Source organism: Vibrio frigidus, from assembly GCF_042465995.1.
In the GTDB taxonomy this organism is placed as follows: domain Bacteria; phylum Pseudomonadota; class Gammaproteobacteria; order Enterobacterales; family Vibrionaceae; genus Vibrio.
Genome location: NZ_JBCDMC010000005.1, coordinates 315,546 through 327,131 on the forward strand (window position 1 = coordinate 315,546; position 11,586 = coordinate 327,131).

Annotated in this window: 9 protein-coding genes; 4 read left to right on the forward strand and 5 right to left on the reverse strand. The window is 40.9% G+C overall.

Translation table 11 applies throughout. The annotated features are described in order from the left end of the window. Window positions 1-81: 81 nt before the first annotated feature. Window positions 82-2,730, reverse strand: coding sequence for a diguanylate cyclase domain-containing protein (locus AACW90_RS10960; protein WP_390234209.1), 2,649 nt, complete (start codon window positions 2,728-2,730; stop codon window positions 82-84). A gap of 491 nt (window positions 2,731-3,221) precedes the next feature. Between AACW90_RS10960 and AACW90_RS10965 the strand changes: the two genes are divergently transcribed. After that, window positions 3,222-3,839: a MarC family protein gene (locus AACW90_RS10965; protein ID WP_390234211.1), complete on the forward strand. Its 618-nt coding sequence runs from the start codon at window positions 3,222-3,224 to the stop codon at window positions 3,837-3,839. A gap of 99 nt (window positions 3,840-3,938) precedes the next feature. Here AACW90_RS10965 and AACW90_RS10970 read toward each other — a convergent pair whose 3' ends face one another. Further along, window positions 3,939-5,024 (reverse strand): ketoacyl-ACP synthase III, encoded by a 1,086-nt coding sequence (locus AACW90_RS10970; protein WP_390234214.1) that lies wholly within the window; start codon window positions 5,022-5,024, stop codon window positions 3,939-3,941. A 301-nt stretch (window positions 5,025-5,325) separates the two neighbouring features. Between AACW90_RS10970 and AACW90_RS10975 the strand changes: the two genes are divergently transcribed. Beyond that, window positions 5,326-5,931 carry an NAD(P)H-dependent oxidoreductase gene (locus AACW90_RS10975; RefSeq protein WP_390234348.1) on the forward strand — a complete coding sequence of 202 codons (606 nt, stop codon included), beginning with the start codon at window positions 5,326-5,328 and terminating at the stop codon, window positions 5,929-5,931. Further along, window positions 5,928-7,847 carry a monovalent cation:proton antiporter-2 (CPA2) family protein gene (locus AACW90_RS10980; protein WP_390234217.1) on the forward strand — a complete coding sequence of 640 codons (1,920 nt, stop codon included), beginning with the start codon at window positions 5,928-5,930 and terminating at the stop codon, window positions 7,845-7,847. Before AACW90_RS10975 ends, AACW90_RS10980 begins: the two co-directional genes overlap by 4 nt. 31 nt (window positions 7,848-7,878) lie before the next feature. Here the strand turns inward: AACW90_RS10980 and modC are convergent, their stop codons facing one another. From modC to modA, 3 genes are read right to left on the reverse strand one after another with little or no spacing between them, the layout of a single operon-like run. Then, a complete protein-coding gene (gene modC, locus AACW90_RS10985) occupies window positions 7,879-9,015 on the reverse strand; it encodes a molybdenum ABC transporter ATP-binding protein ModC (protein WP_390234219.1) in 1,137 nt (378 codons plus the stop codon). Beyond that, window positions 9,012-9,716, reverse strand: coding sequence for a molybdate ABC transporter permease subunit (gene modB, locus AACW90_RS10990; protein WP_390234351.1), 705 nt, complete (start codon window positions 9,714-9,716; stop codon window positions 9,012-9,014). The genes modC and modB overlap by 4 nt, the downstream gene beginning before the upstream one ends. A 26-nt stretch (window positions 9,717-9,742) precedes the next feature. Beyond that, entirely contained in the window at window positions 9,743-10,492 is a 750-nt protein-coding gene (modA, locus tag AACW90_RS10995; protein ID WP_390234222.1) for a molybdate ABC transporter substrate-binding protein, read from the reverse strand. 490 nt (window positions 10,493-10,982) lie between these two features. Between modA and AACW90_RS11000 the strand changes: the two genes are divergently transcribed. After that, a complete protein-coding gene (locus tag AACW90_RS11000) occupies window positions 10,983-11,519 on the forward strand; it encodes a hypothetical protein (RefSeq protein ID WP_390234225.1) in 537 nt (178 codons plus the stop codon). Window positions 11,520-11,586 lie beyond the last annotated feature (67 nt).

Sequence of the window (11,586 nt, forward strand, 5' to 3'; positions counted from 1 at the left end):
TAAGGGAGCCTAATCGCTCCCTTATTCCCATTCTCCGTAACTATCGTCTTAAGAACAAAGACGATTTAAATCTTCTCTTACCTACTTCTCCAGCATGCGTGACTCATTTTCTTGCTCATGCATTTGTGGAGTGAAAAAACAAAATTGATTGCGCCCTGCCGCTTTACTTTGATACATCGCGGTGTCTGCGCTTCTAATGAGCTGCTCAATATCAATAGCATCATCTGGAAATAACGTAATACCAATACTGACGCTAATGGGTACTTTCCTTTCTCCAACGCTCACTAGAGGTAAACAAGCTTCGATAATTTTCTCTGCTACTATCTTCGCTCCTTCACTACTCTCCTGTTCTGGAAGTATGATAGCGAATTCATCACCCGCCAAGCGCGCGACCGTATCGTTACTCCGAACGCAACGTGAAAGACGACTCGCCAATTCAATCAAGAGTTGATCGCCTGCAACATGGCCAAGAGAGTCATTAATGTTCTTGAATCGATCGACATCGATGTAGAGTAATGCTACATGATTTTTTTCAATCACCGCTTTTGCTAACGCGAGATCCAACTTATCGAAGGCTAACTTCCTATTAGGAAGCCCTGTGAGATTGTCATGATGAGCCTGAGTGTATAGCTGATCTTCATATTTCTTTCTTTCGCTAAGATCAATGATACAGGCAACTAAAACCGCCTCTTCAGCATGTGCAACTAATCGACACGAAATTGAAGTCCACAATAGTTCGCCATTCGCTTTTTTCATATGTTGCTCAAGCCCTTCTAACTGATCATGCTCTTTTACAGAACAAAATAACAGCTGTCGATCTTCAGGGTTCATATATAAATCGTCACTATTCCAGCCAATAATTGATTCGCCTGAAAAACTGAATAATTTATTGGCTTGGTGATTGGCATATAAGATGTGTCCCGTGGTTTGACTCATGATGACGATAGCAACAGGAGACGCGGTGGCAACAGCAGAAAAATGTTTCTGGCTTTGATGAAGTTCCTTGCTGATCCTCCAGTGTTTACAACTTTCTCGGTATTGAATCCATATCGTCCCCACTAACCCAAATGCTAACGTAAAAGCGAACAACATTAACATTCGCATGTCATTACTAGGCCCTTGCTGAAAAGAACTCACTCGTAGCCACAAATTCCCCCCTACGGGTTTTAAAGGAATGGCTTTTGATAAACGAATGCTGTTTTGACTGTATGTGTTTTGATAAAAAACATTATCAATCGCATCTGACACTTCAATTTTATAATGAGACAAAGTCGGGTCTCTCTTTAATATTGAACCCATCAGTTTATTGATAGAGTAAACACCACCCAATGTGCCAAGAAATTGATTCTGATTAAATATTGGCACGTATAATTCAAAGGCTGGTTTACCCTGAATGACAATAAAAGGCCTTGTATATACTGGTTGTCGGCTATTATATGCTAATCGAGATGCACGCTTAGGTTCAGGCAATAAGAGTTTTAACCCGATTACCTGACTATTTCCTTCCATTGGTGCAGTATGACGTATCACGAAATCACTATCCGACCATGTGACATTAATTAGGCCAGGGTGGTCATTGACGTAACTTGTTAACCTCTTTTGAAAGGAAATAGGATCGAGATTTTGCTGTGATAATTCTTCTGCTATTAGCTGTAAATATTCACGATCAGTTCCCAATTTACGTTCTATATCTTCACTAGTTTTTATGAGCGCTTTTGTAAAATCGTATTGTTGAGTAATCGTATTACTCTGTTCAACAAATCGATAAAAACCCAGAACCAAGGTAATAATGGCTAAACTAGTCAAAAATGGAATAAGTCGACTAGGAGAGCCGGAATGTTCTTGCTTTGTCTCGCTTGGTATATGTGTTAGTTGTTCAAAAAATACCTTTGGAGAATCAATCGTTGTTATTTGTTTGTTTGTCTTTGGAAAAAAGATAAAGCCTAAACTACAGACAAGAATTAAAAAACCCGCAAGGATAACCTGAAAGGTTAGCACCTTATTGGTGATAGAATTATTGGTGATAGACGTTGCCGCTATCTCCCAATACCCATCGGCCATATTAACTTGCTTTACAAGCGGAGACTGCTCAAAGATCAACGTAGAACCAAAGAAAATACGCCCTTCGTTATCTCGTATTGCTATATTGAAGTTACCACTGCTCGCCGTTAAACCTGCGTCTTCAATAATCGGTATAACATCCATAACCATACTTACTATTCCCCAAAAACCATCCGGACTGTAAACGGCTTTTCTGAGAACAACACCAAGGCCACCTTGTCTCAATTCATACGGGGTTGAGTACGCAATGGTTCGACTCTTGATCGCACGATACGTTACATCTTTAACACCTAAATGGGGGTCATTTAAAAGATCATGCCCTAACGCTTCTTCATTACCAACTAACGGAAAAACCATATTAATACGGCCTTCAGGCGCTATAGCAAAATTGCGAACACCAACCGTCGATGAAAATAATCCAATCAAAAATGTTTCAGCCCTTTTCGCTGAATAAAAAGAGGGATTGGGCGTATTAGCAACGTCAGTTTCTACATAAGAGGCAAGTGCATTCAATAAGTTTTCGCGAGATTGTATAATTGCAGACAAGTCATATGCGTACCTTTCCAACTCAACACGAACTTTACTTGAATGTGCTTCTGATAAATAAGAGTGGTACCAATTTGACAATTGCCACCACGCACCGACGCAAGCCAGTGCAAGTACTGCCATTACAGTGTATCGCCTTAAATATCTAACGTTGCCGCGATTAACCATCGATTTGATCTTTCAAATTTAACCTATAAAAAATAAAATACATGGTCAAGAAGTAGACACAAATATTTTAATCAAAATACTCTACACGACTTGTATAGAACCGATATTCACTACCTCGTCCTAAGCGCCCGAAACGTATATAACTTCACCTCTGTCACGCCATTTAGTCCTTAACTTTCTCAAAAAAAATAAACACCTGATATCCCAATGCACACAATTTCCGAAATGAAACATTTGGTTCGATACCGTAATTTTTATTCAATTTTGTTAAATGTATTGATGGTATTTATAACTGAACCTAATTCAATCTTGCCACATTGACAGTGAATATGACAGTATTGCAACAAGTTTAGAATAAGTATGCATGTGATTTCTACCACTCTAGGAATGTATACTTTCGTGCACAAATTACAAAGATTAGAATTAACAGCAGGGATAGTAGCCAAATGAATGATCTATATACACAAGTGATGACCATCTTCTTGGGTTTTTTTGCGATTATGAACCCGATCGCTAATACTGCAGCCTTTGCTGGATTGGTCGGAGACAAAAGCAAAGCAGAGCAGATCAAAATTGCCGCGAAAGCACTCATTATTACATTTATTGTCATTCTATCTTTTGCGCTACTAGGAAAAGTGATCTTTCACCTATTTGGTATCACCATATCTGCATTAAGAATAACTGGGGGGATATTGGTATTTCTTGTTGGATATCAAATGCTTAATGGGCATAACTCCAAGTTACACTCCTCTGAAGGCAATGAGGACGCTGACATAGCAGTATCACCTTTAGCCGTACCTCTTCTTGCAGGCCCAGGAACCATTGCAACGGCAATGAATTATTCCTCTTCAGGAGAGATTACAGGGATAATAATCACTGTCTCGGTATTTGCGGTCTTATGCGTTATTACTTTCTTCTGTTTTATTTTCAGCTCAAACATTCTGGCATTAATAGGCAAAAGTGGTCTTAGTATTGTCACTCGACTAATGGGGCTAATACTTGCTGTCATAGGAACGCAAATGGTGATTACGGGAGTGACTGCTGTTGTGAAGGCTATGGGCTAAAAAGTTAATCAACGACAACGCTATCTGTTAATTTTGGAAACAAAACTCATTGACGTTAAAAAGGAGCCTTTAGGCTCCTTTTTTAATAACACTTTCTTTTTATTCCGGACGATTAAAGCAGTGATCTTTATGTTTTTCAATAAGCTCTAGTGCCGTTTTATCGCAATCAGGTAACGCCGCATCACTACTGCCTATAGGCGTCACTCTTTGACCCCATTTTAATAGACCCGACCCCCAGGTCAAACCGGCGCCAAACGCGGCGACCAAGATGTTGTCTCCTGGTTTCACACGCCCTTGTTCAAGCGCTTCACACAAAGCAATAGGTACGGTCGCTGCTGAAGTATTACCGTAGTTCTGAATATTAACAAACGCTTTATCTTGAGAAATTCCAGCCAAATCTGCCAGCGTTTGGATTATTCTAATATTCGCCTGATGAGGAATAAGAATATCAATATCCTGCGTACTCATCCCTGCGCGCTTCAATACTGTCTGAGCGGCAACGCCCATTCCTTTAACGGCGCGTTTAAAAATATCACGACCGACAAAATTAAAATCAAAGTAGCCATTATTCGCAGCAAAACGGTCCATGCTAGTACCAAATTTTGGCACCGATAAGATATCACGTCCAGCAGAGTCACATCCAATGAGCGCCTCTTGCAGTCCAACGTTTTCCTCGGTTCTACTAAGAACAGCAGCACCTGCACCGTCTCCGAATAGAACCGCCGTATCTCGTTGACTCCAATCGATGAAAAACGATAATCTTTCTGCGCCAATAACCAACGCATTTTTATAGTTACCCGCTTGAATCAAGCGTGTTGCTGTTTCTAACCCATAAACAAAGCCAGTACATGCGGCGTTCAAATCAAATGCGGCAGCACCAACGACACCAAGATTCTGTTGAACCTTAGACGCTATATTTGGGATAAGAGAATCGGCCGAGCAGGTTGCAACAATGATGATATCAAGATCTTTCGCTTCTATACCTGCGCATGCAAGGGCATGTTTTGCGGCAACTGTCGCAAGTTCTGAGGTGTTTACATGGCTTATTCGTCTGTTCTCAATACCCGTTCTAGAACGGATCCACTCATCAGAGGTTTCTATAAAAGTGCTTAAATCAGCATTGGATAATACCGCTGGTGGGATACATTTCCCCCAACCGGTTATTTCAGCGTAGTACTTGGTCATCTGTTCCTCTGTATACTTATTCTTGTCATTTATACAATATATTATATACAAGTATACGCTTATATAGCCTCACTGATAAGTGAGAATTTATTTCGGTATAAATATATCTACATTGCAGACTAGATACCCTTCCTAAATAGGTTGTTAATTGGGCAGACTCTGTCAAAACAAACATCAAAAAATCAAATGCTAGCGACTCAATATCAATTACTCTATAACCCTACTATTATGGTATTTAGGTATGAAAAAGCCTGATAACACACTAAACACATTATCCAATTTATACATAACGGAAGTTCAAATGAATGATGAGACGTCAGAGAACAATAAAGTCCTATTACTTTTTGCGCACCCTTCTTTACGCCGTTCAGAAATCAATAAACCGATGTTTGAAAGCGCATTGAAAGTTAAGGGCGTGACCGCGATTGACCTCTACGCACAGTATCCGACCTTTCAGATTGATATAGATGCAGAACAACAACAATTGGAGAACCACGATATTATTGTTTTCCAGTTTCCACTCTATTGGTATTCAACACCCTCAATGCTTAAAGAGTGGCAAGACCTAGTGTTAGAACATGGTTTTGCTTACGGAGAAGACGGAACCGCTCTAATGAACAAATCATTCATGTGCGCGCTAACGGCGGGTGGCCCGGAAGAGGCTTATCGAAAGGATGGTTATAATCATTTCACCATCTCAGAACTGTTGTACCCGTTAGAGCAAATGGCAAATCTTACCCATATGACATATCTCCCGCCTTTCACTTTATTTGGGTCAAGAACAGCCGTTGAAGAAGGAAAATTGAACGCCCACTTAGAGCAATGGCGAACAAAATTAGACGATCTTGTCAAAGGATCAAATGCAGACTTGTCAACCCACCGGGCGACATCGGAGATTAACGAATGACAGGCTATTTCCTTCAAGCGTTTATTTACCTGAGTGCTGCGGTTATCGCGGTGCCATTAGCGAAACGATTAGGCTTAGGATCTGTGTTGGGCTATCTGATAGCTGGCGTGGTCATCGGGCCAATAATTGGTTTAGTGGGGGACGAAACGACATCCATTCAGCACGTTGCTGAATTTGGAGTGGTGATGATGCTGTTTCTCGTTGGCTTAGAACTAGAACCAAAAATGCTCTGGGCGATGAGAAACAAATTGATTGGCCTTGGGGGGCTTCAAGTAGGATTGACTACGGCAGCGGTTATGGGCATCGCCATGATGTTCGATATTAGCTGGACCGTGTCATTAACCATCGGATTAGTTTTTGCCTTATCTTCAACCGCTATTGTTTTACAAACCTTTAGCGAAAAAGGACTAGAAAAAACAGAAGGGGCAAGAAATGCCTTTTCTGTACTGCTCTTTCAAGATATTGCCGTGATACCCATGTTGGCGTTTGTTCCTCTACTCGCCTTACCTGAGCTTGTAGAAGCAGCCAAATCTATGGTTTCACACGCGGCAGAACACCACGATGAACTTAGCTTAGTTGCTGGTTTACCGAGCTGGGGTTATGGATTAGTCATCATTCTTTCTATTGCTGTTGTCGTGGTAGGAGGACATTTCTTAAGCCGTCCATTATTCAAATACGTGGCTAAATCTGGCTTACGAGAAATATTTACAGCCACTTCGCTAATGTTAGTGATCGGTATTGCGGCTTTAATGAGTTTGGTCGGTTTGTCTCCTGCATTAGGTACATTTCTGGCTGGCGTAGTGTTAGCAAACAGTGAATTTAGGCATGAGCTAGAATCCAATATAGAGCCATTCAAAGGGTTATTGCTCGGTCTATTTTTTATTACTGTTGGAGCAGGAATTAACTTTGACGTTCTATTCAGTGATTTTATGCTGATTATCTCTCTAACTATTGGTTTAATGTTACTTAAAGGAACAGTGCTTTTTGTACTCGCCATTATTTTTCGTATTAAAAAGAGCAATCGCTGGTTATTTGCTTTGAGTCTTGCCCAAGCGGGCGAGTTCGGATTTGTTTTACTTAGTTTTACCGTACAGAATCACGTATTACCGCAAGGTATAGCGCAGACACTTTCTTTGGTTGTCGCACTTTCTATGTTCTTAACACCCGGATTATTCATATTATTCGACAAAGTAATACTGCCTAGGTATCAGAAAAATGAAAACGACCGAGAACCTGACAATATTGACGCAGAAGGCAGTGTCATTATTGCTGGAGTTGGACGTTTTGGCCAAATAGTCACAAGATTGCTAAGCGCTAATAACGTAAAAACAACGGTGTTGGACATTGAACCAACCCAGATTGATAATCTACGAAAGATCAACATCAAAAGCTATTTTGGGGATGCCACCAAGCCTGATTTACTGCATACCGCGGGAATAGAGCGAGCAACCGTTATCGTTATTACTATTGACAATAAAGAAGCGGTTAAAGAGTTAGTAGAGTATGTAAAACATACCTACCCTAACGTTAAGATAATTGCCCGAGCGTTCGATAGAGGCCACTCATATGCGCTACGATTAGCGGGCGCAGACACCATTATCTCGGAGACCTATTTTTCTGCTTTAGAAGCCGGTAAACAAGCACTTAAAGATGTCGGCTTTCATCCATTTCAGGTAGAGCAGCAAAAAAATGCTTTTGTCGCGATTGAAAATCTTGGTGCAGATAAGATGTTTGCGACTTGGAAAGAAGCCTCAGAAGAGGACAAATATGATGTCGCGTATCAGAAATTATTTATAGAACTTGAGAATGCGATCAGTTCTGCAATGAATAATGACCGCTCCGACAACCATGCGCGAACAGAAAGAGGTTGGACACCACCGCCCAAAGGTTACGCCGACATAGATAAACTTAGTTAAGAATAGTTAATCCACTCAGGATGTATGTTCATTATCCATTGGCGATGACATGTTTCATCGTCATATCTTTTTGCGCCACGCTTACCCCTTTAACCTGCGCATAGACCTGTTGACCAGTGCGAAGTTTAAGATCGTCAAATGCCCACTTTGTGACATTCGCTTTGAGTTGGCATTGATGGCCTAAATCGAGCGTGACCGACACATTGTGACTGCCTTCCTTTGTTTCAATAACGTCAATCTGATCAATTTTCGCCGGCAATATATTTCGAATAGATGTTTGTGTGGCCCTATTCATGGTGATCGAAACATCATTTGCTCGGATCTGCAATCGAATAGATGTACCTACCGGTTCGTCTAAAAGTTGAACCCACATTGATGTTTCTTCGGTTAATCGTACTTTTGTCAACGCATATTTGCTATGGTGCTGGCTAATAACGGCGTCAAAAAGTGAGCTTTGCTCAGAAGATGATTGCCAAGGTTTCATTGCGTCAGAACCCCAAACAGATTCTAAACTACCGCTGGTCACAACCCCGCCTTGTTCCATCAGAATAATATAGTCAGCTAACCTTAATATTTCACTTAAACTATGCGTCACATATAGGATGGGGATCTCGATTTCCTGAGCCATTTTTTCCAAGAAAGGCATTACCTCTTTTTTACGAGGTAGATCTAACGATGCTAGCGGTTCATCCATCAACAGCATGTCTGGATTCGAAAGCAAAGCACGAGCGATTGCTACTCTCTGTTTTTCACCTCCGGAAAGATCAATTGGGAAACGATTTAATAGCTGAGATAGGTTAAGGAGCTCAACGACATGGCTAAAATCTGACGGCTCGTTCTTTCCCTTCCCGTCACCTTTATCTTGAACACCGTAAAGTAGGTTTCCCTTCACGCTATAATGTGGAAAAAGCCTCGCGTCTTGAAAAACATAGCCAATTTTTCGCTTTTCTATTGCAACATTGACCTTATTTTCGTGATCGAATAGCACCTTCTCTCTAACTTGTATTTTCCCTTTATCAGGTGTGTACAAACCACAAATCGCGTTAATAAGTGACGTTTTTCCGGAACCAGAACGCCCAAAAATAGCCGTGATTCCTGTTGACGGAATTCTCTGGTCAATATCAAGAACAATATCACCAAGTTTATGATTTAATTTAATTTCTATCATCTTACTTTTGAATAACCTAAACGATTTTGAGTCCGACGCGTCAACCAATCTGAGATTAACAATGAAACCAACGCAACCACAATTGAGATAACGCAAAGCCTTGCAGCAGCAAACTCTGCTCCGGGTGTTTCAATAAAACTGTACATAGCTAATGGTAGGGTTTGGGTTTCCCCTGGAATATTCGAAACAAAAGTTATCGTTGCACCGAACTCACCTAAGCTGCGTGCAAATGAAAGCATGGTACCGGTTACGACTCCGGGTAATGTGAGCGGTAGAGTGATGGTATAAAACACCTTGAAAGGTGTTGCACCGAGGGTTCTAGCGGCTTGTTCTAACCTCGGGTCAACATTCTCCAGGCTTAAACGAATGGCGCGAACCATCAGCGGTAAAGCAACAACAGCAGAGGCTAACGCAGCCCCACGCCAACTGAAACTAAATGACAGACCAAATGTATCCCATAAAAATGCACCGATAACACCTTGTTTGCCCATCCCGATTAATAGAAGGTATCCAATAACGACGGGCGGTAAAACCAGAGGAAGATGGATTAAACTATCTAGTATTTGCTTGCCATAAAATTCTTTCTTCGCAAGTAACCATGCCAACCCTATCCCGATAGGAATGAGTCCAATGACGGCAATAGAGGCAATTTTCAGACTTAAATACAGTGCTTCTAACTCGAACTCTGACAACTTATTTATACTCCACTTTCGGAGAACTTCTAAAATTATTTAAATCCATATCGTGTGAATACCTGCTTTGCTTGGTCGCTGACTAAAAAATCAGCAAAGGACTTAACCACTAGGTCATTATTCATGATCGCCATAGGGTATACAATTGGTTCGTGCAGTGTATTAGGGAAACTGTCTACGATCGTCACCTTTTCACTCATCAATGCATCCGTTTTGTATACAATGCCTAACGTTGCTTCTCCTCTTTCTACTAACGCCAATGCAATGCGAACTGAACTTGTCGGTGCTACTTTGGTTTTAACCGTATCCCAAACAGCTAGGTTGGTTAACGACTGCTTCGCATAGATCCCTGCAGGTACAGATTCGGGCTGTCCAATGGCTAGCCTTTCATTTAATAGCAAACCATTCCATACCGCGGTACTGGTAAAATCAAACGACTTCTGAGGATGAGATTGAGGTGCAATCAACACAAGTTCATTCTCAGCCACAACGCGAATACCTTCCTGAGATATCAGACCTTTAGCAAGCAAATAATCTACCCACTTTTTATTTGCAGAGATATACAGGTCAGCGGGAGCCCCACTTTCTATTTGCCTTGCCAGTGACGATGAGCCAGCAAATACCGTTACAATTCTAATACCTGTTTCATCAGAATAGCTTTTCGCTAAGTCTGAAATAACATTCGTCATCGACGCGGCGGCGTACACTTTAAGGCTGTCCGCCGCTATTGCCGCTTTTAGTGGCAATAGCGTGCATAACCCCAACAAAATTATCAACCGAATCATATTTATCCCTATTTACATACCATCTTTACTTTGCCGAGCCGATTTTATTTTCACCATAGAACGTATTACTTATTCTAGAAACATAAAAAAGGTAACTAGGCATCAAAATACCATATCGTTAGCAATTTAAAGTGCGACGTACCTCACTCCACCACCAATTGCTAAGCCTACTGTTGTCGTTTGTACAGTATCTAAACAACATATAACTGTCTAAATTAATTATGAAAATTTATGAGCCCATTTATTTCCATGCGAACGAGCAAAGTATGAATCATTGATGCCTGAACGTACGACAACTTAATGACATGCGAGACATTCATGTGTCAAATAGTTGTCATATAATAAAATACGTCAATAAAACAACACACCCTAATAACCATAAATAGAGTCAATAGCATTACAAAACCAAGCTATCCCGCTATGAAGTCGAGTTCTGGCATATGTTTTGCTAGCAATTAGATAATTAAATTAAACAGTAAATGGAGTTTCCATGTTAAGCACGGCTCGCGCTTTTTCAATTATTAGCCTTTTGTTACTTTCTATAGGGTCTGCTTCTGCAAACAACTTTCCTTATAATGCTCTCGATTTCCGAGTTGGAGCAGGCCCAGCAACTTTTGGCGCAGCCTATAGCATGCAATTTATGGAAAATGCTCATTTTATTATTCGTGCCGATAGTGAATTTGAAGGCGATTACGATTTCGCAGGCGGCGTTGGTTTCAACGGCCCCGTTAACCAGTTTGTTGATGTCACAGGCCAAATGTTGATTCATAATATTAAAGACGATTCTAGCAATATTATCGGTGATGACATACTTCCAGAGTTTAATGTTGGCACACGTATTTGGTTCCTCGATAATGTGGAGCTACAAGGAAAAATCGGTTGGTTGGTTGATGACAACGAAAATCATCTTGTGTGGGAAGCCGGAGCTCGCTTCCACTCCACTCAACAACTCGTACTGGGTGCCTCACTATTAGATAACGGCGTTTATGGTAGCCAGATGATGATACATACACGCTTTCATTTTTAGATAGAATTCATACTACTGCTTGTCAGTTCATATTAACTAGACTTTATTGTTGTATATTAGGCGCTTA

Coding starts and splice junctions, on each gene's coding strand:
- AACW90_RS10960 (WP_390234209.1), bottom strand. CDS start 2,730: ATGGCAGTACTTGCACTGGCTTGCGTCGGTGCGTGGTGGCAATTGTCA.
- AACW90_RS10965 (WP_390234211.1), top strand. CDS start 3,222: ATGAATGATCTATATACACAAGTGATGACCATCTTCTTGGGTTTTTTT.
- AACW90_RS10970 (WP_390234214.1), bottom strand. CDS start 5,024: ATGACCAAGTACTACGCTGAAATAACCGGTTGGGGGAAATGTATCCCA.
- AACW90_RS10975 (WP_390234348.1), top strand. CDS start 5,326: ATGAATGATGAGACGTCAGAGAACAATAAAGTCCTATTACTTTTTGCG.
- AACW90_RS10980 (WP_390234217.1), top strand. CDS start 5,928: ATGACAGGCTATTTCCTTCAAGCGTTTATTTACCTGAGTGCTGCGGTT.
- modC (WP_390234219.1), bottom strand. CDS start 9,015: ATGATAGAAATTAAATTAAATCATAAACTTGGTGATATTGTTCTTGAT.
- modA (WP_390234222.1), bottom strand. CDS start 10,492: ATGATTCGGTTGATAATTTTGTTGGGGTTATGCACGCTATTGCCACTA.
- AACW90_RS11000 (WP_390234225.1), top strand. CDS start 10,983: ATGTTAAGCACGGCTCGCGCTTTTTCAATTATTAGCCTTTTGTTACTT.